We start from the raw sequence: 23,819 nt of genomic DNA on the forward strand, positions 1-23,819 counted from the left end.
TGTATGCAATGTATGGATGAAGGGACGTGCGTCGATGCGCGCCGAGAGACTGAAGTTCCACCTGGTAATGGCCGGCTGTGGTGGCTTTGTGGTGTTGATGCTGGCCGCGCTGGCCTGGGTCTGCCTGCAGCCGCAGACCGTGGATGTGCAGGCCGCCGAGCGCCACGCCATCGAGCAATGCGTGCAGCGCAGCGAGGATCCGTCGCGTAGCGAGATCCAGCGTCGCGCGCAGGCCGACTCCTGCCGCGAGATGCGCAAGCAGTACGTGCACAAGTTCGGCGGGGACGCGTCCTGATGGGCGCAGCCGCGCCACGCCGCCGCTGGCTGCTGCCGACGATGATCGCCCTCGCCTGCCTGTTCATGGCCGGCGTGGCGGCTGCGCTGTGGCAGTACTTCGGCTACAGCGCGCAGTCGACGTTCACCGAACAGGCCATCGTCTTCGACGACTCGCAGCTGCGCCTGCCGTCCGATCTGGCCGGTGATACCGGCCGCATCCGCGTGGTGCACTTCTGGGACCCGGCGTGTGCCGTCTGCAACCGCGAAACCGGCGCACACCTGAGCTACCTGATCAGCATGTACCGCCGCGCCGGCATCGACTTCTATGCGATCCGCCGCCCCGGTACCCAGGGCGAACTGCCTGAGCCGCTGCGCAACAAGGTGATCAACCTGCCGACCATCGACGGCATCGAACACATCCCGGCCAGCCCTGCCGTGGCGATCTGGGACCGGCAGGGCCACCTCGCCTATGCCGGCCCGTACAGCATCGGCATGGTCTGCAACTCGGCCAACAGCTTCGTCGAACCACTGCTGGACAGACTGGTGCGCGGCGAAACCGTGCGCCCGAAAGGACTGCTTGCCGTGGGCTGCTACTGCCCCTGGCAGGCCAAGCGCTGAGGACGCGCAATGACACCACTGACGCTGGCCGCTGTGGCCGCCACAAGCAACAACGGCGGTCACCTGTCCGAACCGACCGATGGTTATGGACAGGCTCCCGCCGTTGGAAGCAACGATACGCCCCGACATGCTCCGTACATGCCGCGACCGGATGTCGCAGCCCGCGAATGGGTGCAGGACGTGCTCGCGCACAACGGGCCGATCTACCTGCGCATCGTCAATTCGCTGGAGCGCACGGTGCGTCGCGGTGGGCTTGCACCAGGACAACGCCTGCCCTCGCAGCGTGCGTTGGCGCAGCAGCTCGGCGTCGACCTGACCACGGTAACGCGGGCGTTCGACGAAGCGCGCAAGCGCGGCCTGATCGAGGCGCGCGGGCCACAAGGCAGTTTCATCGCACCACCCAAGGCCGGCTTCGACCAGGTGGTGGACCTGAGCATGAACGTGCCGCCGGTGCCCGATGCCGATGCGCTGGCCGAAACCCTGCGCCGCGGTGCCGCCGCCGTGCTTGCGCGCAGCAACGCGCCGAACCTGATGACCTACCACCTGGGCGGCGGCAATCCCACCGACCGCCACGCGGCAGCGCGCTGGCTGCAACCGATGCTGGGCGCGGTGGAGGATGCCAGCCTGTTGCTGACCGAAGGCGCGCAGGTGGCGCTTGCCGCGATCCTGGTCAGCCAGGGCCGCGACGATGATGCGATCCTCTGCGATGCGCTGGTCTATCCGGGCCTGCTGCAGGCCGCCGCCGCACTGGGCCGGCGGCTGCTGCCGGTGGACAGCGACGAACACGGCATGTGCCCCGATGCGCTGGCCCGGCTGGCACGCGAAAGCGGCGCGCGGTTGGTCTATCTCAACCCCACCTGCCAGAACCCGACCGCGCTGAGCCTGCCGCTGCAGCGGCGCGAAGCGCTGGCGCGTGTTCTGGAGAGGGAAGGCCTGCTGGCGATCGAAGACGATCCTTACTGGCACCTCGCCGAGGATGCACAGACACCGCTGGCGGCGCTGGCACCGCGCCATGTGTTCTACGTGGCGACGCTGTCGAAGGTGATCAGCCCCGGCCTGCGCACTGCGTTCGTGCAGTGCCCAAGCGCTGCGCACGCCGAGGCGATGGCTTCGGCCTTGCGCGCCACCCGGTTGATGGGGCATCCGCTGGTGGCGGCGCTGGCCAGCCAGCTGCTGCTGGATGGTTCGGCGCAATCGCTGCTGGCGCAGGTGCGCAGCGAAGCGCACGAGCGCATGCGCATGGCGCGCTACCTGCTGGCGCCTTCGCTGCTGCTGCGCGCCGAAGGCCTGCATGCCTGGTGCCGGGTACCAGCGCCATGGACTGACGCCACCCTGGTGCGTACCGCACAGCTGCAGGGGCTGGCGATCGCGCCCTCATCGGCGTTCTGCCCGCCGGGGGTGCAGCATCAGAACGGCGTGCGGCTGTCGCTGGGGCTGGCGGCCGATCGCCGGCAGCTGGAAAGTGCGCTGCAACGGATTGACCGGTTGTTGTTGTCGGACGCGTTGCCGGCGATCGAGCGGTAGCCCTGGAATGGGATGTGCCGACCAACGGTCGGCACCCACCCGACCGGTAGTGCCGGCCGCTGGCCGGCGGAAGATTCCTCAGCACGGTTGGAATGTGCCGACCAACGGTCGGCACCCACCCGACCGATAGTGCCGGCCGCTGGCCGGCGGAAGATTCCTCAGCACGGTTGGAATGTGCCAACCAACAGTTGGCACCCACCCGACCGGTAGTGCCGGCCGCTGGCCGGCGGAAGATTCCCCGGTACGGTTGGAATGTGCCAACCAAGGTTGGCACCCACCCGATCGGTAGCGCCGGCCGCTGGCCGGCGGAAGATTCCCCGGCACGGTTGGAATGTGCCAACCAAGGTTGGCACCCACCAAAGCAGGGTCAGGCCAAGGCGGAGAGCGCCTTCACCAGCGCATCCATCTGCTGCGGCCGGGTGAACACCGACGGCGTCACCCGCACGCAGGCGCCGGAGTCCAAGCCGTCGCGATGGGTGGTGAACACGCGATGCTCATCCAACAGGCGCTTCTGCAGCGCGATGTTGTCAGCCACGCTGGTGCGCCCGCGCAGGCGGAAGCTGGCCAATGCACTCGCCAACGCCGGATCCGGCGAAGACAGCACTTCGATGTGCGCCATCTGCCGCGCCGGCAGCGTCCAGCGCTCGCGCAGGTAACGCAGGCGCGCCTGCTTGTTGTCCGCACCGATGCGCTGGTGCAGGGCAATCGCCTCCGGAAGTGCCAGGTAAGCGGCGAAGTTGACCGTGCCGGTATGTACGCGGCTGCCCACGCGGCCGTCGTCGGTCTCGCCCATGTACGGGTCGAGGTCCGCAACGCGGCCCCTGCGCACGTACATCGCGCCGACACCGACCGGTGCGCCGATCCACTTGTGCAGGTTGATGCCGACGAAATCGGCCTTGAGCTGCGGCACCGCGTAGTCGATCTGGCCGAACCCGTGCGCCGCATCGACGATCACGTCGATACCGCGTGCGCGTGCACGCTCGGCGATCTCGGCCACCGGCAGCACCAGCCCATGGCGATGGCTGACCTGGGTCAGCAGCACCAGCTTCAGGCGTGGCAGCCGCGCGAACGCGGCCTCGTAGGCCTGCAGGATCTGCGCATGGTCGGGCACCACCGGCAGCGTGATGCGCTCGACCTGCACGCCACGGCGCTGCTGCAGCCAACGCATCGCACCGATCATGCTGTCGTAGTCGATGTCGGCGTACAGCACCTGGTCGCCGGGCCGCAGGCGGTTGTAGCCACCGATCAGCGCCAGCATCGCTTCGGTGGCGCCACGGGTCAGTGCGATCTCGTCGGCGCCCACGCCCAGCAGTTCGGCCACCTGCCGCTGCACCGCCATGTACTGCACCGGGAACTCATGACGGCCGTACCAGGCGTTACCACGGTTCACCTCGGCGGTGTGGCGCTGGTAGCTGGCCAGCGTCTCGCGGCCCATCGCGCCCCAGTAGCCGTTCTCCAGGTGGTTCACTTCATCGGTGATGTCGAAGTGGCTGGCCACGGCGGCCCAGTAGCCTTCATCGCGGGCCAGCGCGTCCGGCGCTACGGTCGTTGCGGGAATCTGCATGGACGCAGCGTAACCCGCGGCAGCCATGGCGGGCAGTGAAGACAGCGCAGCTGCAGCCGGCAGCAGTGCACCGGCACGCAACAGGACGCGGCGGTTGCGGTCCATCAGAAGCTCAGCCGGTACTGTGCGTACAGGTTGGCACCGTCGGTGTCGTACGGCGCGTTGCGCGAGTAGACCAGGCCGCGACTGGCCTGGAAGGTGGCTTCGTCCGGATAGCGGTCGAACACGTTGTCGGCACCCACGCGCAGGCTGTGATGTTCGTTGATGCGATAGCCGACGGCCAGGTCGAGGAAGCTCATCGCACCAAAGCGCTGGTAGATATCGCCCACCGCATTGCCGCTGGAATCGGTCCAGGCACCGTAGTAGCGCATGCGCGCCATCAGCGACCAGGCACCGATGTCCCAGCTGCCGGTCAAGCTGCCCTTGTGCTCGGGCAGGCGATCTTCGAACAGCACGCGCTGGGTCTCGTTGGTGGCCACCGAGGTGCTGCCGTTGTCCACGCGGGTGCGGTTGTAGTTGTAGGCCAGGGTCAGCGTCATGCGGCCCGCGCCGAGGTCGCGCAGGTAGTTGCCGACCACGTCCACGCCGGTGGTGGTGGTGTCGAAGTCGTTGGTGAAGTAGTTCACCGAGGTATAGCCCAGCGGATTGGGCGTACCGGCCGGAATGGCGAAACTGGCCGACTGGCTGAAGCGGTCGGTGAGCTTGATCTGGTAGACATCCACCGAGCCGGACAGGCCCAGGTCGGTGCGCCAGGTCAGGCCCAGCGATGCGGTACGCGATTCTTCCGGCTTCAACGGCCTGGCACCGAGCAGCTGCGCCAGCGGATCGTTCGGCGACAGGCGGCCGCTGGTGAAGATCTGCAGCGTGCGCGTATCCAACCCCTGGGTGGTGCTGGTGGTGTTGAGCTGCGCCGGCGTCGGCGCGCGGAAGCCGGTGGACACGGTGCCGCGCAGGGCGACGTCCGGGGTGATCGCGAAGCGCGCCGACAGTTTGCCGTCCAGTGTGCTGCCGAAGCTGGAGAAGTCCTCATAGCGGCTGGCTGCACCGATGCTCCAGCGCTCGCCCAGCGGCACTTCCATGTCCACGTAGGCGGCCTTGCTGCGCTGGCTCCACTGCCCGGCCTGGCTGGCCGAGAAGCCCGGCGCGCCATTGGAGTTGGCCTCCAGGCCCGCGGCCGCGCCCGGACCCACCGCGTACGAGGCCGGATCACCGGCGCGCACCTGGTAGGTTTCCTGGCGGAACTCGCCACCGAAGGCGACGTTGATCGGCTTGGACAGCGCAGCCACGTCCCATTCGTAGTTGAAGTCGGCGTTGGCGTTCTTCTCGGTCTGGGTGAGGCGGCCGAGATCGAAGTCGGTCGGGCTGGCCGGACCGAGCGAGGCATTGATCGAGTTCTTCAGGCGATAGTCGATGGCGTTGCGGCCATACGAGGCGCTGACATCCCAGCGCAGCTTCGGCGTGATCTCGCCGCGCAGGCCACCGACCAGCTGCAGGTCGTTCTGCACGTTGCCGTACTGCGGGCTGAAGCCGACCGGATACAGCGAGCGCAGGTTCCAGCCCGGGAAGATGGCGGTGGTGCGGTACGCGCCGGTGGTGGTGTCCGGGTTGCGCCAGTTGAAATCGCTGACGCCATCGCTGTGGCTGTACAGGCCAAAGGTATAGAGCTCCAGCGTATCGCTGGCGTTGGCCTTTACGTTGAAGCCGACGCGGCGGCTTTCCAGTTCCGGCTGGCCCCAGCGCTGCACCGGGTTGGGCACCTCCAGCTCCGGATGCGCGGCCTGGAAGGCGATGGCATCGGGGCGCTGGCGGGTGCGCGAGGTGGCGTCGGAGGTGGACGATTCGGCGAACAGCACCAGGCTGCCATAGTCGCCCAGCGACCAGCCGGTGCGTGCACTGAAATCGCGCGAAGCACCGTCGCCCTGCGCGTACTGCGAGTAGCCGGCGGTGATCTCGCTACCCGGCCCATCCTCCAGGATGATGTTGATGACGCCGGCGATGGCGTCCGAGCCGTACTGCGCCGACGCGCCATCACGCAGCACCTCGATGCGCTTGATCGCGCTGGTTGGAATCTGTGCCAGGTCAGCGGCCTGTGCACCACGGTTGCCGAGCAGCGCGCTGCGGTGGAAGCGGCGGCCGTTGACCAGCACCAGGGTCTGGTCCGGCGACAGGCCACGCAGCGTCGCCGGACGCACGAACACCTGGCCGTCCGCCATCGGCAGGCGCTGCACCACGAACGACGGCACCAGCTGGGCCAGCACGTCCTTCAGGTCGGTGGATTCGACGGACCTGATGTCTTCCTTGCTGAACACGTCCACCGGCACCAGCGTTTCGAACTGGGTGCGGTTGGACGCGCGGGTACCGGTGACCAGCATCGCGTCGAGCTGGGTGGGCGCGGCGCGGCTGCCGCCGGCGGCATCGACCGCATCGGCCTCCGCTGCGATCGCGCCTCCTGCGCTGGCCATGGAAAGGGCAAGGAGGATGGAACGCGAAAGCTTCGAACGATGCACGGCAGGGCTCCGGGAGGACGCGACAGGGCCAGCACCTGTGCGCACACAACAGGCCTGGACAAGGCGCGCAGTCTCGGCGCGATGTGTGAAGGAGGCATGACGTCAGTACGACAGCTTGATGCGCCAACCAAGGTTGGCCCCTGCCAGGGCTCATCCGTAGATCCACGCCATGCATGGGTGGCAATGCAGACCCACGCCCCATCCCCGCACACAGCGGCTAGCCGTTGGCGTCGTCGCCAAAGCCGAAACGGGCCGGCCGTGCCGTTCGCAGCGGAACGAACATCATGGCGGCGAACACCACCAAGGCGGGGGTGGACATGATCCAGATGCCCCTGTTGCGAATCCCGATCCCCATGAAGTCGACCTGCAGATCGCCGATCCATTGCAGCTGCGTCAGTATCATCACCAGCCCGCCGATAGTCGCGCACGGCAACCCACCGTGACCGGCCCCCAACAACGTCGGTGTCAGAAACCCGCCCAGCAACGCGAAGCCGACACGGTACACCCAGGGGTTGCCGCGCCACCGTGGCGCGCCGAACAACATCAGCAGCATCAGCGCCAGGGTCAACAGACTGGGAAGTACCCAGAGGGCAAGCAGCATTTCGATCATCTCGATCATCGGCCGGGCTCCGCTGGCCTGGCATCCCCCGTCGTCGATCGCATCTCCCCTGCCCCCCATCACGTCCATGAAGCACGCATTGTTGCCGGTACGCAGGCAGACGCAAAGCCCGGCAGCGCAAGAACTGCTAAACGCCGCGCCTGCCGATCCGCTACTGTGCCGGCATTGGATGCGGGGAACGGCAGGATGAGCGCGGCAGGCAAGGCGTTGTGGTACATCGAAACCCATGCGGACCAGCCATTGGCGCTGGCCGATATCGCCGCTGCGGCCGGCCTGTCGCCGTTTCATCTGTCACGCCTGTTCCAGGCCCGCACCGGCACCTCGGTGGTGCGCTACCTGCGCGGGCGCCGCCTGACCGCTGCCGCGCAGCGGTTGGCCAACGGCGCGGGCGACATCCTGCAGGTGGCGCTGGGGGCCGGCTACACCACCCATGCTGCCTTCACCCGCGCCTTCAGCGAACAGTTCGGGCAGACACCGGAACGGGTACGCGAACAGGGCACCGATGGGCTGACGCTGGTGCAGGCGATCCGCCTGGACGAGGCCCCGTCAGCCTGCATTGAAGCCCCCCGGCTGCTCGATACGCCCGCGTTCCAGCTGGCAGGCGTCGGCATGCGGCACACCCGCGACAGCAGCGGCGCGATTCCGGGCCAATGGGCCCAGCTCAACCGCGAGTGGCCGACGCCGGCACCGGTCAGCTTCGGCGTGTGCTGCAACAGTGATGACGATGGTGGCTTCGACTACATTGCGGCACTACCGGCAAGCACGGTGCCGAGCGTGCCTGCGCACTGGCGACGCGTGGACATCCCGGCGCGCCGCTACCTGGTGGCTTGGCACGGCGGACACATCTCGGCCATCCGCTCGACCTGGTTCTGGTTGCTGGATCATTATCTCCCTGCGTCCAACCTGAGCCTTGCCGATGCGCCGGACCTGGAGCGCTACGACGCCCGGTTCGACGAGCACAGCGGCAACGGCGGCGTGGAGATCTGGCTGCCGGTGGAAGAACGTCCCCACTGACAAGGAGTTGAAGATGCGCATGACCGCTGCTGTGCTGGGAGGAATGCTGCTGGCGTTCGCGAGCGTCGGCGCCGCGCGCGAAAGCGGCGTCGCCGGCGAGCGCCACGGCACGACGACGCTGGCCAGCGCCGCCGTGCGCGACGCAGGGCACCGCGACGCGCTGCGCTACACGGTCTGGTATCCGGCACAGGCCGGCAGCCGCGAAAACGCGCTGACCATCGGTCCACCCGACGCGCCGCTGTTCGACGCCGGCCGGTCGGCCAAGGATGCGCCGGTCGCGGGTGATCGCCTGCCGACCCTGCTGCTCTCGCATGGCAACGGCGGCAGCGCGCGCATGATGGGTTGGCTGGGCACGGCGCTGGCGCGGGCCGGATATCTGGTGATTGCGGTGGATCATCCAGGCAACAACGGCGTTGACACCATGACCCTGCCCGGCAGCCTTCTGACCTGGTTGCGCGCCGATGACCTGCGTGCCGCACTGGCGGCCGTGCAAGCTGATCCGGTGCTGGGCCCGCATGTCGATCCTGAGCGCCTGGGGGTCGCCGGCTTCTCGGCCGGTGGCTACACCGCGCTGCTGGCAGCCGGTGCGCGACCGGACCTGCAGCGATTGCGGGACTTCTGCACCGCACATCCGGATGACGGCGTCTGCCGGCCCCAACAGGAGGCGGCAACGCACACGATGGAGGCGCGCGTTGCCGCTGCGGCGTCGCCCGAGCTGTCACCATGGATGTCCCACGCCAACGACGCACGCGCCATTCCCGGCGTGCGCGCGGTGTTCCTGCTGGCGCCGGCAATCGTGCAGGCCTTTGCGCCCGAGCAGCTCTCCTCGCTGAAACAGCCGGTGTCGATCGTACTGGGCCAGGCGGACACGATCGCGCCACCACAGACCAATGGCGAGGCTGCGCGTGCGGTGATTGCGGCCGCTGCACTGCAGGTGCTGCCAGGTGTCGGCCATTACGATTTCCTCGCCGCATGCACCCCGGCCGGACAACAGAGGCTGCAGGACCTGTGCAGCACATCGGTGCCGAAGGCGCAGACCCACGCGCAGGCAGCGGACGCGGCAATACGGTTCTTCAACCATTCGCTGCGCTAGTGGCCGCCGGGCATCGCCCGGCGCTACAGTGGGCGCGTCCACGGAGAATCGATCATGCGCCTGCTGCACCTCACTCTGCCGGTATCCGACGTCGCTTCCGTGGCCACATATTTCCACGATGTGCTGCAGCAGCGCGTGGTCGGCAACCATGTGCACATCGGCTGGAGCACCCTCGAACTTCAGCCTGCGGCGGGGCGTCCGGTGGGTGGCGTGCATCTGGCCTTCAACGTGCCGGACAACCGCTTCAGCGAGGCAATGACGTGGTTGCGTGAGCGCACGCCGCTGCAGCGCAATCCGGCGGGGCTGGACTACTTCGCGCTGGAGAGCAGCTGGCAGTCGCAGTCGGTGTACTTCACCGGCCCGGACGGCCTGATCCTTGAACTGATCGGCCGCCGCCGCCTGCCGGCCAGCGCTCGCGAAGGCGTGTTCCATGGCAGCGAGCTGACCTGCCTGAGCGAAGTCGGCCTGCCCAGCCGCGATGTCGAGGCCGTACGCGAACTGTCCAACCAACGTTTCGGCCTGCAGCCGATCAGCCCGGCTTCGCCGCAGTTCGCACCGATGGGCGACGACGAGGGCCTGCTGATCGTGGTCGCGGCCGATCGACGGTGGTTTCCCGAGCAGAAGGACCTGCCCAATGCGCAGGGGCTGTTGCTGCAGGTCGGCGACGTGGCTGGCCCCGGTGTCGTGGAGGACGTTGTGCTCGGCTGGCGGGTACAGGCAGCCTGAACTACCAGCTGCCCGACGCACCACCTCCGCCGCTGCGGCCGCCGCCTCCGGACCAGCTGCTGGAGCTGCTCGCAGACGAACTTGACGACGGGCTGCTGGACGCACTGCGGTGGCCGACGGATGATCTGCGGCTGCCGCGTGCCTTCTCACCGGGCAGCATGGTGAAAATCCAGGCGAAGTACAGCACGACCGTGCCGGCACTCCACCCGATCGTCGCGGCAAGGCGTGCCACCGGGTCGGCGCGATCAATGGCCAGCAGTGCGAAGAGCGCGTAGCCAGCGGTCAGCAGCAAGAGCACTGCGAACCTCACCCCGAAGCTGCTGCGGTCCTTGTGCCAGCGCGCGCGGCACGCCTGCACGAGGAAGAACAGCAGCATGGCTACGATGCCTGCCGCCAGGTCCAGCAACGTGTGCAGGGCCAGACTGGGCGGCAACTGGCCACGCAGCATCATCACCACCAAGAACCCCGAACTGACCCCGAGCATGCCGAGCAGCACCACGCGCACACCTCGGCTGCGGCGCCAGCACCAGCCAAGCAGGCTCGCCACCGGTACGCACAACGCCAATACGAGGCAGACCGCTGCCAATGCCTGGCGTGGCGCCCACATAGCCGCCGACAGCAGACCCGCGGCTACCACAGCCGTCACCAGCAGCGGGCGACCCCAGGCCGGCAATCGCTTCGGGCGCGCCTGCGGCGTGGTGACCTCGCGTGGCGCTCCACGCTGGCGCTCGCGATGCCTGCGTGCGAGGTCGTCCGGCATCCTGGCCGCGGGCGCCGAGGGCGGTGAGCGCCACAGACCCGCAAGGAAGCCGGCCAGCAGCGTCAGTGCAACCACGGAGTCCGCGCTGCGCCAACCGGCCGGCAGCACGTCGCGCATCGATGGCGCTTCCCAGGCCGGCAGGTCCTCGCCATCGATCAGCGCGACCACGACCTTCGTTCCATCCAGCAGGCCCTGGTCAAGGTCGCCATCGCGGAAACGCGGCACGATCGCCTTGTCGATGATGCGGGCGGCATAGGCATCTGGAATCGCGCCCTCCAGACCGTAACCGGTCTGGATGCGTACACGGCGGTCCTGCACGGCCACGAGCAGCAGCACGCCATCGTCAACGCCTTCGCGGCCCAACTGCCACTGGTCGAACACCCGCTGCGCGTAGGCCTCGATGCCCTCGTCGCCAGCATGGTCGACCACCAGCACCTGCAGCTGCGCGCCGGTGCGCGCCTGCAACTTGAGGGCCTGCGTGCGCAGTATGTCGCGGGTATCCGCCGAAAGTGCGTTGGCGGCGTCCACCACCGGGTCATCCAGCGCAGGGACCGCAGCACCGGCCATCACCACCATCGGCAACAGGCACAACAGCATCAACAGCCATGCCGTGACCCGGGTGCACGTCATCCTGCGCAGCATCTTCACGTGCCCTGCCCTGCCTCGATCCGCGCATGCAGCGCCTGCAGCTGCGCGACCGTCTGGTTGAACACCTGCAGATCAGCATCAACCAGCGCCGGCCAATCGGGCGCGTGCCCCAGCAACTGCGCCACCTGCTCGGTCGGCGCACGATCAAAGCCTTCACCCAGCACCGCGAGATAGCGTTCACGGAACCCTGCCGGGTCGCGTTGATCCTGCACGAACAGCTGCACGGCCAGCAGCCCTGCATAGAGGTAGTTCACCAGATAGTTGGGGTCGTCATACATCAGGCGCTTGCCGATCCAGCCGTTGCACAGCTGCGGATAGCGCTCCGGGTCCTGACCGAAGCGCGCCAGCACCCGGCCGGTCAACGCGTCCAGGTCATCGGCGGTACCCAGCGTGTTGTCCGCCACGCCCTCGTAGATCGACTGCTCCAGCTGCGCCTCTTCGGAAGACGTGAACAGCTGCAGCACCATATCGTCCAGCAGTGACTTCAGGTAATAGGCCTTGGCCCGCGGGTCCTCTGCCTGCTGGTACAGCTGGTCGCGGAAGCGCAGTTCGTTGTAGATGGCAAAGGCCTCGGTCAGCCACTGGCTGCCATTGCGCTGCAGCGGCGAGGCATGGCCGCGCTGCATCCACTCACCGTGCATGGCATGACCGGCTTCATGGGCGATCTCGACATCGCTTTCCAGATCACCACGGCGCACGCCAACGAACAGCATTGCCGGCACGCCGGGAGCGCTTACCGAGAACGCGTCCTGGCTGCGGTCACCACGTTCGGTGGCCAGATCCATGCGCCGGTTGGCCGGATCGAGCAGCGCACGCAGCTCACTGACGTATGCCGGCCCCAGGTGCTGCATGGCATCGGCGGCATTGTCGCGCAGCTGCGCCAGCGTCAGTACCGGCGGCATATAGCCGGCATCGGGCAACGTGGTATCCCAGAGCTGCGGCGCATCGATGCCTGAGCGTGCGGCGTGGCGCAGCAGCATGTCCTGGTAGGCGCGACGGTCCCCTGCATGGCGTCCGATCGCCTGCAGCGTAGCATCCACCGCCGATGCATCCAGGCCCATGCGCTGGTAGCCCCGCGCCGGTGCAGAACCATCGCCCTGCAGGCGCGCGGCGGCATCGTTCACCTGCACCAGGCCCAGCAGCACCGAGGCCATCGGCTCGCGGCGCGAGTGCAGGCCCTGCCAGTAACCCTTCCAGCCCGCTTCCCGCAACGCGCGGTCCTGCTGCTGGGCCAGTGCCTGCTTGTCGTGCCCGGTGTCCCAGTGCCGACCATCACGCTCGATCTGCGGGTACTCGGCACTGCGCAGGATCTGCCCACGCAGCCGTGCGAAACTGTCCAGCGCCGGATCGGCCAGGGCCTCCACGGCCTCATCCAGTGCGGTACTGGCCGGTGCTGCAGCGTCCTTCAGCGCACGCGCGCGCAGGAAGGCATACGGTGCTGCCCACGCCGCGTCTGCGGGCGCTTCGCGCAGCGCCGCGCGGCCGGTGTGGGCGATGCGGCTGCACAGCCCCATCACCTGGTCCAGCGCCTGCGTCGGGCGATGGTCACGGGCATTGCGTGCGGCCTGCAGATGCAGATAGCTGTGATGGCGCAGGCACTGCGCCTGCAATGCCTCGGCCTGATGGAAGCGTTGCGCAGGTGCAAGCGCGGAAGCCTGCTGCAGGGCCTCGACACGCTTGCCCAGCTCGCCGCGCGCGGCCTGTTCGGCTGCCGCACTGGCGAAGTAGGCGCTATCGTCGGCCGGCAGCGACTGCGCCTGGACGCCGGTGAAGGGTGCCATTGCCAGCATGACAGTCATGGTGGCGGTGATGGTGCACATCCTGCGAACCCGCATCGGCGTCTCCCTGCCTGGATCAGGCTCCGAGCCTAGCAGCCCCCGCCCGGCCGCGCCTGTGCCGGGACAGGCATCAGATCGACTCATCCTCGCGCTTGACCAGCGTCCAGCAGGGCGACTGCGCGAAGGTGTAGGTCTGCTGGTCGCTGCTGTCCGGCGTGCGGATCTGTACCTGTCGTTGCCCATCGGCCAGCGTGCTGACCTGCATCTCGCGGCCCTGCCCGGCCAACGCGGCGGGATCGGGCATGACCGGCCACTCGACATCGGCCAGCGCCAGGCGGCTTTCCACCTTGCGCGGTTCCGGCTCGGCCTCGGCATCGATGTAGCTGTCCAGCAGCGGATCGGCGGTGGCTTTTTCCTGCAGCGCGATCTCGTTGCCGAAGTGCTTCAGGAACGCATCGAACTGCGAGTAGGGGCATTCACCGCTGGCAGGCACCGGTGCGGGCTGGACCGCTGCCGCCGTGGACGACGGCGCGGGATGTGCAGGCGCCACTTCCGTGGGCGTCACCTGGGGCTCGGGCGTGCAGGCAACCAGGGCCACGCCACAGGCAAGCATCAGTACGGCAGCGGAACGGTTTCGACGCATGGGCTCATCCTGAATCCGGTTGGGTCGTCCCATGCTACCGCGCGCCCTACAATTCCGGCACTCCGCCTGTCCGAGACTCTCCATGCGTCGCCTCCTGCTCATGATCTGCCTGCTGTTGCCCGCCCTGTGGCCAGCGCTGGCGATGGCCGTCGATGTCCACGAAGGCGATCTGCTGTTCGTCACCGCCGGCCGCAGCGGCCTCAGTGCGGCCATCGACGATGCCACCGGCAAGCAGGGCGCGCCCAGCTTCGATCATGTGGCCCTGGTCGCTGTGGCGCCAAACGGCTGGGAGGTACTGCATGCGGACGAGAAGGGAGCGCGTCGGCAATCGCTGGTCGAGTTCCGCCAGGACGCCCGGGCCAAGCAGCGGCAGATCGTGGTCTATCGCCTGCGGGCACCGCAGCAGGCGGCGATCAAGGATGCGGTCGCCACCGCGCGCATGATGCTGGGCAAGCCGTACAACACGTCGTATGTGTTGAACGAGGACAGCTACTACTGTTCCGACTTCATCGAGCGTGCGTTCCGTGCGCACCATGTGTTCGCGCTGCAGCCGATGAACTTCCGCAATCCGCAGACCGGGCAGATCGCACAGCATTGGGTCGATCTGTACCGCGGCATGGGCATGGAGGTGCCGCAGGATCAGCCCGGCACCAATCCCAATGACATGTCGGCCGCGCCGGTGCTGCAACGCATCGGCGTGCTGGAATAAGCGAAGCCCCGCGCGCGGCGGGGCTTCGGGGGTTGCCCAGGGTGGGTACCGACGTCACTCTTCCTCGTCCTGCCCACCTTGCTGCTGATTGCGCTGGTTGCGCTGCTGCTGTTCCTGCTGCTGTTGCTGCTGCTGGTCGCGGCCACGGCCCTGCTGCTGATCCTGCTGGTTCTGCTGGCCCTGCTGCTTCTGGTTCGGGTTCTGGTTCTGCTGTGCCATGTCCGATCTCCAAAGCCACGCGCGGAATGCGGTGGACGGGGCCATCGTCTGCAGCGAAGAGTTAATCGCGCGTTGGCGGACGGCTACACCTGTGTGTACGCGCGTGAATGAACACGCGAAAGTCCTTGCGGCACAAGCCGCTGAAGGATTCATGCGGGTTCGGCATGTCCTTATGGGGTAATGACAGGAGCACGTATTCAGTGCTGTAGGGCGCACCGGAATGCGCGAGCGTTCGCTCAAGAATGGCTACCCGAAGCCGATAGGCTGCGGACGGGCTGCTATGGACGGCCCATCTTTCCAAGCATCAACAAGGAACGTCTAAATGAACGCCGTGGTTGCAGAAGCAAGTGACTCTCGCCTCCTCAAAGCGGTCGAGAGCATCGCGATCAGTCCCGCAGACGCGAAGGCCCTCGTCGCCCAGTACAGGCGCCAGATTCTCTCCCGGGATCCAACACGCGGCCAGCACGAGGTTGCAGGGTTGGTGGCCGACAAGATCATCAGCCGTTATTGCCGGATGTCAGCCACCACGGGGGGAGCGACTGCTCTGACCGGGGTCATCCCGGGAATTGGTACGGCTCTGGCAATGGTTGGCGGTGGTCTCGCCGATGCAAGCATCAGCATGAAACTGCAGGTCGACATGACCATGTGCTTGGCTGAGGCCTATGGATGGGACGTGAATGGCGAAGACGCCAGGCACCTGGCTTTTCTCATCGCCGCAGGAGGTTCTCTGGAGAAGCTCGGCGTCGAAGCGTCGACTCGGATCGCCTCAAATGCTGGCGTAAAGATGGTCCGTCAGTACTTGAAGGGCGCCGTGTTGCAAGCTCTCAAGGAACTCTTCAAGAAGATCGGCATCACCTTTACCCGCAAGGCGCTGGAAAAAGCCATTCCGTTCGGCATCGGAGTCGTCATCGGCTCAGGGGCCAACTATGCGTTGACCAAGTATGTTGGCAATACTGCGCGAAGCTGGTTCGAAGCGGATGCCGCACTGGGCAACAAGCCCAATGAAATCTGAGCAGCGCGCGTTCTGGCCATGCGGCTTTCAAAGTAGGAAGCCGCATGATCCGGGGATACTGGACTACGGCATCACCGGTGGCACATACGCCAGGGTCATGCCCAGCAGCCACAACAGGCCCAGCACCAGCGGGATGTGCACCAGCAATTGGATGAAGGTGAAGCCCACGATGTCGCGTGCCTTCAGGCCCAGCACGCCCAGCAGCGGCAGCATCCAGAACGGGTTGATCAGGTTGGGCAGGGCTTCGGCCGCGTTGTAGACCTGCACCGCCCAGCCCAGGTGCGCCTTCAGTTCGTTGGCGGCCTGCATCACGTACGGCGCCTCGATGATCCACTTGCCGCCACCGGACGGCACGAAGAAGCCCAGCACGGCCGAATAGACGCCCATCACCAGCGCGAACGAATCGGTGCTGGCCACGTGCACGAACAGGCTCGACAGCCGGTGCGCCAGGGTCTGCCCGTCACCGCCAGCGGCGTGGGTGAGGATCATCGCGATGCCGCCGTACAGCGGGAACTGGATCAGCACGCCGGTGGTACTCGGCACCGCCTTGGCCACCGCGTTGAGGAAGCTGCGCGGGCGCCAGTGCAGCAGCAGGCCCAACGAGATGAACAGGAAGTTGTAGGTATTGAGGTTGGCGATGGCGGTGATCACCGGCTTGTTGGCGAACTCGTTGAACAGCCAGCCGAACGCCAGCAGCGAGAGCAGCACGGTCAGCAGCGGGCTGTATTCCAGCCATTCGCCCGGGCGCGTGCGTCGCTGCAGCGGTTCCGGCTCGGCCTGTGCAGCACCGGGGAACTCCTCGGCGGTACGCGCACTACCCGCCGCGGGTGCCGTCAGCCAGGCGATCAGCAGCGAGACCAGGATCAGCACCGAGGTCAGCGCGATCGACTGCCACAGGAAGATGGTTTCGGTGAACGGCAGCACGCCGGTGATCTCCACCAGCCCCGGCGGCATGCTGGCCGGGTTGGCCTGCAGCTGTGCGGCCGAGGAACTGAGCCCCATTGCCCACACCGCACCCAGGCCGAGGTACGCCGAAGCACCGGCGGCGCGGTAGTCCATGCGCAGTTCGGTACGACGGGCCAGCGCACGCGCCAGCAGGCCACCGAACACCAGCGAGAACCCCCAGCTGAGCAGCGAGGCGAGCATGCTGACCAGGCCCACGTACACCACCGCACCGCGGCCGGTACGCGGCACCCGGGCCAGGAAGTCGATGAAGCGCGCGACCACCGGCGCGGTGGCCACGGCGTAGCCACCGATGACCACGAAGGCCATCTGCATGGTGAAGGGAATCAGGCTCCAGAAGCCGTCACCGAAGGCGCTCGCGGTGGCCTGCGGGGTCGAGCCGAAGCCCATCGCGGCCAGCGCGACGATGACCACGCCCAGCACCGCGAACACATACGCGTCGGGGAACCACTTTTCCGCCCAGGCGGCCGAACGCAGCGCTGCGCGCGCCATCCAGCCGTCCTGTACTGCTGCCGTAGAGGCCATCGCCTACCCTCCCAGGTTCGATGGATCGATTCTGGGCGGTGGGGTGCGGGCTGTCAGCCACCTATTGGTCGTAGGCGGCACAGAACGGTAGTGCCGGCCGCTGGCCGGCAACCTCGGGATCGCGCACGGGTGCAGCCGGCCAGCGGCCGGCTCTACCAGATCCAGGCATCACCGCAGGTGGTGGAAGGCGGTAGTGCCGGCAGCTGGCCGGCAATTTCCTAATCGGGATGGTCGTGCAGCCGGCCAGCGGCCGGCTCTACCAGGCCTTGGGATCAACGCAGCGCCAGGTCCACGGCGATGCCGGCAAACAGCGCGGCACCCACCCAGTTGTTGTGCAGGAACGCCTTGAAGCACGGGCCGCGTTCGCGGTTGCGGCAGATCCAGAACTCGTACACCACCAGCGCGGTGGCCACGGCCACGCCGGCCAGGTAGTACCCGCCCAGCCCGCCGCGCACGCCGACCAGCGCCATCGTGGCCAGGAACAGTGCGTACAGCACGCCCTGGATGACCAGGTCGAGATCACCGAACAGGATCGCGGTGGAGTGCGAGCCCATCTTCAGGTCGTCCTCGCGGTCGACCATGGCGTACCAGGTGTCGTAGGCGGTGGACCACAGGATGTTGCCGGCATACAGCAGCCAGCCCAGCATCGGCACCTCGCCCTGCACGGCGGCGAACGCCATCGGGATGCCCCAGCCGAACGACATGCCCAGGTAGACCTGCGGCAGATGGGTGTAGCGCTTCAGGTACGGATAGCTGGCAGCCAGGAACACGCCGATGAAGCTCAGGCCGATGGTCAGCCCGTTCAGGGTCAGCACCAGGCCGAACGCCACCAGCATCAGTACGGCGAACAGCGCCAGCGCGGCGCGGCCGCTGATCGCACCGGTGGCCAGCGGGCGCGCCTTGGTGCGCTCCACATGCGGGTCGAGCCAGCGGTCGGCGTAGTCGTTGATGACGCAACCGGCCGAGCGGGTCAGCCACACGCCGGCGGTGAACACGAACAGCGTCCACAGCGGCGGCAGGCCGCCCGCGGCCAGCCACAACGCCCACCAGGTGGGCCACAGCAGCAGCAGCGTGCCGATCGGGCGATCAGCGCGCATCAGACTCCAGTAATGCCGCCAACGCGGCGTCGCCGGCGACTGCGGCGAAGTGAGGGGGGTATCAGCCATGGCGATAGGATACTCCTGCCCCTCCGGCACGGCTTTGCCCGTGGGGGGAGATTTGTTCGGCGAAACTGGATAGAATGCCCGTCCCGCACCGCCTCATGACGCTGCGATGCCCGCCCCGGCACTGGCCGACGGCGCGGCGGTTCTACAACGCGCCCGTAGCTCAGCCGGATAGAGTAGTGGCTTCCGAAGCCATTGGTCGGGGGTTCGAATCCCTCCGGGCGCGCCATCTTCCCCTGTGTTGCCTGCACGCCGCCAGCCCGCGCTGGACGTTGCCACGTGCTTCATCAACACTGCGCGCATGACGCCACCGGATCTGCTGAAGCTGGCCGCGGGTGCTGCGATTCTCGGCCTGGCCACCTTGTCCACCGGCGTGAGCGTCGGTCGCACATCGCGTGGGAACCCGCTGCTCACCGCATTCCTCGCCTGTTTCGCCGCCGCCAATCTGTTCGGATTGGTGCTGCTGGGTGGTCAGGCCTGGATCTCGCCCGACGCCGTGCGCTGGCTGCGGGTCATCGAAGTGCCTCTGGTCTATCTGCTCGGTCCACTGCTGTATGGCCATGCGCGTGCGCTGCTGACACCCGCGCAGGCCGCTGCAACACCCTTGCCGCTCGCGCATCTGCTGCCGGCTGGCCTCGCGTTCGCCATTTCCCTGTTGAACGCACTCGCGCCTTTCGAGGCCTCACCGCTGGGCGATGTGCTGTTCCAGCTCAGTTTCCACGGCTGGCTGCTGCAGGGTGCTCCCTACCTGCTGGCCGCGCTGTGGCTCTCGCTGCGTGTGCCGCCCGCCCCGCCCGGAGCCGCCATCCAACGCAGCGGACTGCGCGGGCTGGCGATCGTGATGGCGGGATGCTGGCTTGCCAGCGCAATGAACCGGTGGCCGCCGGACGCTGCTCCACTGCTGGCCAGCATCGGGCTCAGCCTGCTGACCACCATGGGCATGTACCTGCTGGCGTGCCGGGTCGTACGCCAGCAGCTGCGCGTACGTGCGAGCACTGCGGCACCCATCTTGGTGGACATGACCGCGTCCGCCGAGGATACGACCCACGCACGCTACGAACGCTCGGGCATCGACGCAGCACAATGCGCGGCCATCGCCAGCGCGCTGACCGCATTGATGCAGGACGAACGCCTGCATGAAGCGCCCGGGCTGGATCTTCAGACCCTCAGCCAGCGCAGCGGCTGGTCACCCAACCAGGTCTCGCAGGCGCTCAACCAAGGGGTGGGCCAGAGCTTCTCCGAGTTCGTGAACAGCTTCCGCGTCGCTGCCGCGAGGGCGTGCCTGTCCGATCCGTCCGACCTCCGCAGCGTGCTGGACATCGGCCTTGCCGCCGGCTTCGGCAGCAAGTCGACCTTCAACAGCGCGTTCAAGCGCGCCACCGGACAGACGCCGAGCGAGTACCGCCGCCTCACCGCGTCCAACTGAACGTCCAATCCTTCACGCCCGGTCGAATATCCCCGGTCCGGGCGCTGCCATCACCTCCTGACCCAACGAAGGAGGTGAGGCGATGCGTTTGCGATGGATGCTAGGTGGCCTGCTGTGGGTGCTGGCGGTTCCGGCACACGCCGCGGGGGTGGATGCTGCCGATGTGCTGGCCAAGGCCCGCGTAGCCAGTGGTGGCGAGCAGTGGCTGTCGGTACAGCGTCTGCAGGCGGTGGGCGAGCAGTCGGTGGGCGGCCTGCACGGGCGCTGGCAGCTCAACCAGGACCTGCGTGCCGGGCGCTATGCCGAACAGGCGCAACTGGGAGACTTCACCGTCGCGCAGGGCTTTGATGGGCAACTGTCCTGGCGGCGCGACTATGGCGGCGAGGTCGGCCTGCTGGATGGCACCGTGCCACGTCGGACCGCGCGCACGCAGTCGTGGCTGGCGACCCGTGCCTATTGGTCCAACGCCTATCCGACCACGCACTTTGCCGCGCCCCGCACCGAGGCTCTGGATGGCCGGCGCTATACCGTCCTGGCCACGAAGCCGAGGGGCGCCGACCCGATCGAGCTCTGGTTCGATACGGGCAGCGGCCTGCTCGGCCGCGTGGTCATTGCATCCGCTCGCACACCCACCGCCACCGCACTGGAGGACTACCGGGCGGTCGAAGGCCTGTTGCTGCCCCATCGCATCATCACCGACACCCTCGATGCCCGGGGCCGTGCTGATCCGCGACTGCGCAGCGATGTACAGGTGCAGCGCTACCAGGTGGATGGCCCGGTAACAGACACCGTGTATGCACCGCCAATGATGGCCCATGACAGCTATATCGAGGATGCCAGCGGCACCACCCGCATTCCGTTCGACCTGATCAACAACCATGTCTACATCGAGGCCGAAGTGGACGGACAGCCGGCGCGATTCCTGGTGGATACGGGCGCCATCAATCTGCTGACACCGACCGCCGCCAAGCGCCTGGGGCTGACCACCACGGGCCGCCTGAGCGTGCATGGTGCCGGCGACAACGCCAGCGACCTGGGCCTGGCACAGGCCCGCCACCTGCGCATCGGTGGCGCGCACCTTGCAAACCCGGTGTTCCACATCATCGACCTCGGCCAGCAGATCAACTCGATGGGCGTGCCGCATGATGGCTTCATCGGCTACGAGACCTTCCTGCGCTTCGTCACCACCTTCGACTATGGCGCGCGCGTGCTCGGCTTCACCCTGCCGGGCCACTACCAGCCGCCTGCCAACGCGGTGGTGCTGCCGTTCGAACAGGATGACCGCGCGCCGGTACTGAATGGCGAGCTTGACGGCATCCCGCTTCGCCTGTGGCTGGACACCGGCTCACGCAACTCGCTGAGCCTGAGCAGTCCGTTCGTGCGTACCCATGGTCTGTTGGAGAAATACCACGCCAGTGAGGAGGCGGTGCTTGGATGGGGCCTGGGTGGCGCGGGGCGGGCGCGACCTGCCCGGCTCGGTGTGCTGCGCATGGGCGATATCGAGGTCACTGGTCTGGTCGGTGATCTGTCCAGCACTGACAAGGGCGCGCTGGCCCTGGCCGACTACGGCGCGATCCTGGGTGGCGGCGTGCTGCGGCGCTTCTCGATGGGCATCGACTACGGTGCCAAGCGCCTCTATCTGGTACCCAATACCGAAAGCACGCAGGCCGATGCCTTCGATCGCAGCGGGCTGTGGCTGCAGGCTGAACACGATGCACTGCGTGTGGCCGATGTGGCGCCGTCCAGCGCCGGGGCACGCGCTGGGCTGCGCAGGGATGATCGCATTGTCATGGTTTCAGGCGAGCCGATTGCCACGCGGATGCTGGCGAACTGGCGTGCGCTGTTGCGTGAGCGTCCGGTTGGGACGCGCGTGGGCATCCGTTATCTGCGCGATGGCCGGCAGGTGGATACCGATCTGGTACTGGCGGACCGGGTGGCTGCGGGATGGCGTGCCGATTGAGTCAGCACTGGCGCTATCCCTGCGGAGCACCCGCCACTCACGTGGCGGATGCTCACGCACCACAAAGGCAGTTCCAACTATTTGTCTCTTAAGAAGTTCCTCGGCCGAGCACCAAGTCTGATGATTTTTCGCGCTGCACCAAGGTAGAAGTCACTGAATACAAATGAGAAGGCGGCAGCTGTATAGAAGACAAGTAGTGCCCCAGGAATGGGAATCGCGCGAACAAAGCTATCGCATTCGAGGTTGCGGGCGACCAGCAACCCAATCATGAACATCTCGGCCAGGAAAGCCATAGCGAATGCGAATCGCACTCGCCCAACCTCAACCGACAGAATTCCCCTCCCCGCCAGTTCGAACTTGGAATACACAAGCAGCACCAGCAATGCGAAAAAAAGAGCAAGCATGACTGCTGGAGAGTACCCAACGACTGGACAGCCCATATTCATCATGGACGCAATCAGCGCGCAGCAGATCGCCAACGCTCCAACTGCAGCTGCGCCCTTCATGCACCTTATGAAAATCAGTTCGCGGGACATTGGCATTTGCTGTAGTTTGACCTCAGATACCGAGCTGGTGCTGGCGGGCCGCGTGGCTGCGGGATGGCGTGCCGATTGAGATCGCGCAAACCGCTGTGGGGCACCCGCTGCGCATGCAGTGGGTGCCGCTGAGCGGGGGTGACCGAGAATCTCGCACAGCGGCGGCAACGTCAGGGAATGAATGACGCGGTGCGATGTTCGCAACCGGCTGCATCCCGTACCACGATGGAGTACTCCGTGTCCGCACTGGATTGGCCGGGCAGGAACACGCCATCACCATCGAACAAAACGCTCTGCTGTTCACCCTGCCCGATCGACAGCCCGATCGCTCCCGGTGTGATTTCCTCAAGGATCACGTTGTAAGGTCGCCAGGCATCCTCGCCTTTACGCCTCATCTCTGCGCGAGCGGTCCTTGAGTTCAACCTGCGTCTCTCATCCACCCACAGCTGAAGCGGCTGATCAGCGTTGTGGGTGATCTGGAAGCGCCCGTAGGTCAGTCCGTCGACTCTCTCGGTGCCGACGTAGGTGAAATGGGCCGGTGGACACTTCGTGGTGCGGTTCGGATGCGCCGCACAGGATGTCAGTGCAACCACGAGGCAAAAGGCAGTCAGGCGCTTCATGGGTTCGAGGCCTGATGTGGGTTGTTGTCGCGGCGGCAAGCGGCAGTGAGGGCAACCAGCACTGCGCCCCAGAGCGGCGTGAGCAGCACGACGCTCATCACCGTCAGCGAAACCGGTACCTGCCAGAGCAGCGATGGCCTGAATCCGCTGAATCTATAGGCTTCCAGTACAAGCACCACGACCTGGGCCAGAAGGCCCGCGAGCAGCCCTAGGCCTGCCCCCTTGGCAAGCCGCTTGATCGTCAGGCGGCCCGCGGCGGGAACTCGTGCGCCAATTCCCAGCAACAGAAGGCTGACGGCATACAGCCAGAAGAAAACCTGATGTGAGTCGAAGGCGTAAAGCGCCCTGCCCACAAAGTGCAGGAACAGCCAGAGTGCTCCACACGACACCGCGTAGGCCAGCCCGTACCGAAGAATCTGCCTGGCTTTCATCTTGTACCTCTCCGAGGGCGTGCAGGCCGATCGCGTTCTTTGGTGGAGGAGCGCGGGAGCTCATGCACCTTGCATCCCGCTTGGCGCCCTACTCGCGCAACGCATCGCGCAGCGCTCGAGAGTACCTGCCTGCCTCCAGCGTTCGCAGCTGGGCCAGTGGAATCCGATACCTCCTGAACAGTGCGGCCAGTTCTCTTGCAAGCCCCTGGAGCGGAGCGCGTCGAACAATATTGATGAGACCTTTTCCAAGGTATCCAAATTCATCTTCATACTAGACGCCGAATTCGAGTTTCTTAAGGCCAGGCTGGCACTGAGAAGAAGATTGCGACTGCCGGCCCACAGCGGGCATCTGCGCCCCCCAACAGTGGAGGTCATACGGAGAATATCTGAAAATCACTATCTGCATATTTCCCGCGCCCTGCCGAGAACTGCCGCGCTTGCCCGTCCGACTTCGAGCTTTCGTATCAATCCAGCACATTCAGGCC

General features: G+C 66.6%; 22 protein-coding genes and 1 tRNA gene. 11 read left to right on the forward strand and 12 right to left on the reverse strand.

Going from position 1 to position 23,819, the window contains the following annotated elements; genetic code table 11:
• The first annotated feature begins 16 nt into the window (after window positions 1–16).
• From AC5P7I_RS04745 to AC5P7I_RS04755, 3 genes are read left to right on the forward strand one after another with little or no spacing between them, the layout of a single operon-like run.
• Window positions 17–295: a hypothetical protein gene (locus AC5P7I_RS04745; protein ID WP_169411283.1), complete on the forward strand. Its 279-nt coding sequence runs from the start codon at window positions 17–19 to the stop codon at window positions 293–295.
• Window positions 295–894 carry a DUF6436 domain-containing protein gene (locus AC5P7I_RS04750; protein WP_046432980.1) on the forward strand — a complete coding sequence of 200 codons (600 nt, stop codon included), beginning with the start codon at window positions 295–297 and terminating at the stop codon, window positions 892–894. The genes AC5P7I_RS04745 and AC5P7I_RS04750 overlap by 1 nt, the downstream gene beginning before the upstream one ends.
• A gap of 9 nt (window positions 895–903) precedes the next feature.
• Entirely contained in the window at window positions 904–2,418 is a 1,515-nt protein-coding gene (locus tag AC5P7I_RS04755) for an aminotransferase-like domain-containing protein (RefSeq protein ID WP_014648735.1), read from the forward strand.
• Window positions 2,419–2,785: 367 nt separating this feature from the next.
• Here AC5P7I_RS04755 and AC5P7I_RS04760 read toward each other — a convergent pair whose 3' ends face one another.
• The 3 genes from AC5P7I_RS04760 to AC5P7I_RS04770 all read right to left on the reverse strand — a co-directional run bounded on the left by AC5P7I_RS04760 (window position 2,786) and on the right by AC5P7I_RS04770 (window position 7,108).
• Window positions 2,786–4,087, reverse strand: coding sequence for an aminotransferase class V-fold PLP-dependent enzyme (locus AC5P7I_RS04760; protein WP_262087793.1), 1,302 nt, complete (start codon window positions 4,085–4,087; stop codon window positions 2,786–2,788).
• Window positions 4,087–6,489: a TonB-dependent receptor plug domain-containing protein gene (locus AC5P7I_RS04765; RefSeq protein WP_262087792.1), complete on the reverse strand. Its 2,403-nt coding sequence runs from the start codon at window positions 6,487–6,489 to the stop codon at window positions 4,087–4,089. Before AC5P7I_RS04765 ends, AC5P7I_RS04760 begins: the two co-directional genes overlap by 1 nt.
• A 217-nt stretch (window positions 6,490–6,706) precedes the next feature.
• Window positions 6,707–7,108 carry a hypothetical protein gene (locus AC5P7I_RS04770; protein ID WP_014648738.1) on the reverse strand — a complete coding sequence of 134 codons (402 nt, stop codon included), beginning with the start codon at window positions 7,106–7,108 and terminating at the stop codon, window positions 6,707–6,709.
• 186 nt (window positions 7,109–7,294) lie between these two features.
• Here AC5P7I_RS04770 and AC5P7I_RS04775 point away from each other — a divergent pair, with 186 nt between their 5' ends.
• Genes AC5P7I_RS04775 through AC5P7I_RS04785 form a run of 3 tightly spaced genes read left to right on the forward strand, consistent with a single transcriptional unit; the run spans window position 7,295 to window position 9,941 of the window.
• The gene (locus AC5P7I_RS04775) at window positions 7,295–8,122 is read left to right on the forward strand and encodes an AraC family transcriptional regulator (RefSeq protein WP_069117691.1); all 828 of its coding nucleotides are present in this window, start codon (window positions 7,295–7,297) and stop codon (window positions 8,120–8,122) included.
• A gap of 13 nt (window positions 8,123–8,135) precedes the next feature.
• On the forward strand, window positions 8,136–9,215 hold the full coding sequence (locus AC5P7I_RS04780) for an alpha/beta hydrolase family protein (RefSeq protein WP_075076236.1): 1,080 nt from the start codon (window positions 8,136–8,138) through the stop codon (window positions 9,213–9,215).
• A gap of 54 nt (window positions 9,216–9,269) precedes the next feature.
• A complete protein-coding gene (locus AC5P7I_RS04785; RefSeq protein ID WP_197556612.1) occupies window positions 9,270–9,941 on the forward strand; it encodes a VOC family protein in 672 nt (223 codons plus the stop codon).
• Between the two features lies 1 nt (window position 9,942).
• On the opposite strand, the gene AC5P7I_RS04790 is transcribed toward AC5P7I_RS04785, so the two are convergent.
• The 3 genes from AC5P7I_RS04790 to AC5P7I_RS04800 all read right to left on the reverse strand — a co-directional run bounded on the left by AC5P7I_RS04790 (window position 9,943) and on the right by AC5P7I_RS04800 (window position 13,770).
• Window positions 9,943–11,343: a TPM domain-containing protein gene (locus AC5P7I_RS04790; RefSeq protein ID WP_321212201.1), complete on the reverse strand. Its 1,401-nt coding sequence runs from the start codon at window positions 11,341–11,343 to the stop codon at window positions 9,943–9,945.
• Between the two features lie 2 nt (window positions 11,344–11,345).
• Window positions 11,346–13,169 (reverse strand): M3 family metallopeptidase, encoded by a 1,824-nt coding sequence (locus AC5P7I_RS04795; protein ID WP_425604955.1) that lies wholly within the window; start codon window positions 13,167–13,169, stop codon window positions 11,346–11,348.
• Between the two features lie 88 nt (window positions 13,170–13,257).
• Window positions 13,258–13,770 carry a hypothetical protein gene (locus AC5P7I_RS04800; RefSeq protein ID WP_032958753.1) on the reverse strand — a complete coding sequence of 171 codons (513 nt, stop codon included), beginning with the start codon at window positions 13,768–13,770 and terminating at the stop codon, window positions 13,258–13,260.
• 82 nt (window positions 13,771–13,852) lie between these two features.
• Between AC5P7I_RS04800 and AC5P7I_RS04805 the strand changes: the two genes are divergently transcribed.
• The gene (locus AC5P7I_RS04805) at window positions 13,853–14,479 is read left to right on the forward strand and encodes a YiiX/YebB-like N1pC/P60 family cysteine hydrolase (protein ID WP_262087789.1); all 627 of its coding nucleotides are present in this window, start codon (window positions 13,853–13,855) and stop codon (window positions 14,477–14,479) included.
• 54 nt (window positions 14,480–14,533) lie between these two features.
• On the opposite strand, the gene AC5P7I_RS04810 is transcribed toward AC5P7I_RS04805, so the two are convergent.
• Window positions 14,534–14,698 carry a hypothetical protein gene (locus AC5P7I_RS04810; RefSeq protein WP_005414774.1) on the reverse strand — a complete coding sequence of 55 codons (165 nt, stop codon included), beginning with the start codon at window positions 14,696–14,698 and terminating at the stop codon, window positions 14,534–14,536.
• Between the two features lie 322 nt (window positions 14,699–15,020).
• Between AC5P7I_RS04810 and AC5P7I_RS04815 the strand changes: the two genes are divergently transcribed.
• On the forward strand, window positions 15,021–15,710 hold the full coding sequence (locus AC5P7I_RS04815; RefSeq protein WP_032958748.1) for an EcsC family protein: 690 nt from the start codon (window positions 15,021–15,023) through the stop codon (window positions 15,708–15,710).
• 63 nt (window positions 15,711–15,773) lie between these two features.
• On the opposite strand, the gene AC5P7I_RS04820 is transcribed toward AC5P7I_RS04815, so the two are convergent.
• A complete protein-coding gene (locus tag AC5P7I_RS04820) occupies window positions 15,774–17,198 on the reverse strand; it encodes a short-chain fatty acid transporter (protein ID WP_164077377.1) in 1,425 nt (474 codons plus the stop codon).
• A gap of 272 nt (window positions 17,199–17,470) precedes the next feature.
• A complete protein-coding gene (ubiA, locus tag AC5P7I_RS04825; RefSeq protein WP_005411493.1) occupies window positions 17,471–18,364 on the reverse strand; it encodes a 4-hydroxybenzoate octaprenyltransferase in 894 nt (297 codons plus the stop codon).
• 149 nt (window positions 18,365–18,513) lie between these two features.
• Between ubiA and AC5P7I_RS04830 the strand changes: the two genes are divergently transcribed.
• From AC5P7I_RS04830 to AC5P7I_RS04840, 3 genes are all read left to right on the forward strand, one after another.
• Window positions 18,514–18,590: transfer RNA gene (locus tag AC5P7I_RS04830), tRNA-Arg, on the forward strand.
• Between the two features lie 72 nt (window positions 18,591–18,662).
• Window positions 18,663–19,787, forward strand: coding sequence for a helix-turn-helix domain-containing protein (locus AC5P7I_RS04835; protein ID WP_164077376.1), 1,125 nt, complete (start codon window positions 18,663–18,665; stop codon window positions 19,785–19,787).
• Between the two features lie 82 nt (window positions 19,788–19,869).
• Window positions 19,870–21,747, forward strand: a complete 1,878-nt coding sequence (locus AC5P7I_RS04840; protein ID WP_164077375.1) for an aspartyl protease family protein — start codon at window positions 19,870–19,872, stop codon at window positions 21,745–21,747.
• A gap of 77 nt (window positions 21,748–21,824) precedes the next feature.
• On the opposite strand, the gene AC5P7I_RS04845 is transcribed toward AC5P7I_RS04840, so the two are convergent.
• The 3 genes from AC5P7I_RS04845 to AC5P7I_RS04855 all read right to left on the reverse strand — a co-directional run bounded on the left by AC5P7I_RS04845 (window position 21,825) and on the right by AC5P7I_RS04855 (window position 23,334).
• Window positions 21,825–22,283, reverse strand: a complete 459-nt coding sequence (locus AC5P7I_RS04845) for a hypothetical protein (protein WP_142235072.1) — start codon at window positions 22,281–22,283, stop codon at window positions 21,825–21,827.
• A 170-nt stretch (window positions 22,284–22,453) separates the two neighbouring features.
• The gene (locus tag AC5P7I_RS04850) at window positions 22,454–22,903 is read right to left on the reverse strand and encodes an adhesin (protein ID WP_100450745.1); all 450 of its coding nucleotides are present in this window, start codon (window positions 22,901–22,903) and stop codon (window positions 22,454–22,456) included.
• A complete protein-coding gene (locus AC5P7I_RS04855; RefSeq protein ID WP_046433006.1) occupies window positions 22,900–23,334 on the reverse strand; it encodes a hypothetical protein in 435 nt (144 codons plus the stop codon). The genes AC5P7I_RS04850 and AC5P7I_RS04855 overlap by 4 nt, the downstream gene beginning before the upstream one ends.
• Between the last annotated feature and the right edge of the window lie 485 nt (window positions 23,335–23,819).

The organism is Stenotrophomonas sp. YJH_SMC_138, from assembly GCF_059369855.1.

Excerpts from the sequence above, each read along its gene's own strand:
- AC5P7I_RS04785 (WP_197556612.1), top strand. The coding sequence starts at position 9,270 with ATGCGCCTGCTGCACCTCACTCTGCCGGTATCCGACGTCGCTTCCGTG.
- AC5P7I_RS04755 (WP_014648735.1), top strand. The coding sequence starts at position 904 with ATGACACCACTGACGCTGGCCGCTGTGGCCGCCACAAGCAACAACGGC.
- AC5P7I_RS04850 (WP_100450745.1), bottom strand. The coding sequence starts at position 22,903 with ATGAAGCGCCTGACTGCCTTTTGCCTCGTGGTTGCACTGACATCCTGT.
- AC5P7I_RS04855 (WP_046433006.1), bottom strand. The coding sequence starts at position 23,334 with ATGAAAGCCAGGCAGATTCTTCGGTACGGGCTGGCCTACGCGGTGTCG.
- AC5P7I_RS04780 (WP_075076236.1), top strand. The coding sequence starts at position 8,136 with ATGCGCATGACCGCTGCTGTGCTGGGAGGAATGCTGCTGGCGTTCGCG.
- AC5P7I_RS04820 (WP_164077377.1), bottom strand. The coding sequence starts at position 17,198 with ATGGCCTCTACGGCAGCAGTACAGGACGGCTGGATGGCGCGCGCAGCG.
- AC5P7I_RS04790 (WP_321212201.1), bottom strand. The coding sequence starts at position 11,343 with ATGCTGCGCAGGATGACGTGCACCCGGGTCACGGCATGGCTGTTGATG.
- AC5P7I_RS04805 (WP_262087789.1), top strand. The coding sequence starts at position 13,853 with ATGCGTCGCCTCCTGCTCATGATCTGCCTGCTGTTGCCCGCCCTGTGG.
- AC5P7I_RS04775 (WP_069117691.1), top strand. The coding sequence starts at position 7,295 with ATGAGCGCGGCAGGCAAGGCGTTGTGGTACATCGAAACCCATGCGGAC.
- AC5P7I_RS04750 (WP_046432980.1), top strand. The coding sequence starts at position 295 with ATGGGCGCAGCCGCGCCACGCCGCCGCTGGCTGCTGCCGACGATGATC.
- AC5P7I_RS04835 (WP_164077376.1), top strand. The coding sequence starts at position 18,663 with ATGACGCCACCGGATCTGCTGAAGCTGGCCGCGGGTGCTGCGATTCTC.
- AC5P7I_RS04800 (WP_032958753.1), bottom strand. The coding sequence starts at position 13,770 with ATGCGTCGAAACCGTTCCGCTGCCGTACTGATGCTTGCCTGTGGCGTG.
- AC5P7I_RS04770 (WP_014648738.1), bottom strand. The coding sequence starts at position 7,108 with ATGATCGAGATGATCGAAATGCTGCTTGCCCTCTGGGTACTTCCCAGT.
- AC5P7I_RS04810 (WP_005414774.1), bottom strand. The coding sequence starts at position 14,698 with ATGGCACAGCAGAACCAGAACCCGAACCAGAAGCAGCAGGGCCAGCAG.
- AC5P7I_RS04815 (WP_032958748.1), top strand. The coding sequence starts at position 15,021 with ATGAACGCCGTGGTTGCAGAAGCAAGTGACTCTCGCCTCCTCAAAGCG.
- AC5P7I_RS04795 (WP_425604955.1), bottom strand. The coding sequence starts at position 13,169 with ATGTGCACCATCACCGCCACCATGACTGTCATGCTGGCAATGGCACCC.
- AC5P7I_RS04760 (WP_262087793.1), bottom strand. The coding sequence starts at position 4,087 with ATGGACCGCAACCGCCGCGTCCTGTTGCGTGCCGGTGCACTGCTGCCG.
- AC5P7I_RS04840 (WP_164077375.1), top strand. The coding sequence starts at position 19,870 with ATGCGTTTGCGATGGATGCTAGGTGGCCTGCTGTGGGTGCTGGCGGTT.
- AC5P7I_RS04745 (WP_169411283.1), top strand. The coding sequence starts at position 17 with ATGAAGGGACGTGCGTCGATGCGCGCCGAGAGACTGAAGTTCCACCTG.
- ubiA (WP_005411493.1), bottom strand. The coding sequence starts at position 18,364 with ATGGCTGATACCCCCCTCACTTCGCCGCAGTCGCCGGCGACGCCGCGT.
- AC5P7I_RS04845 (WP_142235072.1), bottom strand. The coding sequence starts at position 22,283 with ATGTCCCGCGAACTGATTTTCATAAGGTGCATGAAGGGCGCAGCTGCA.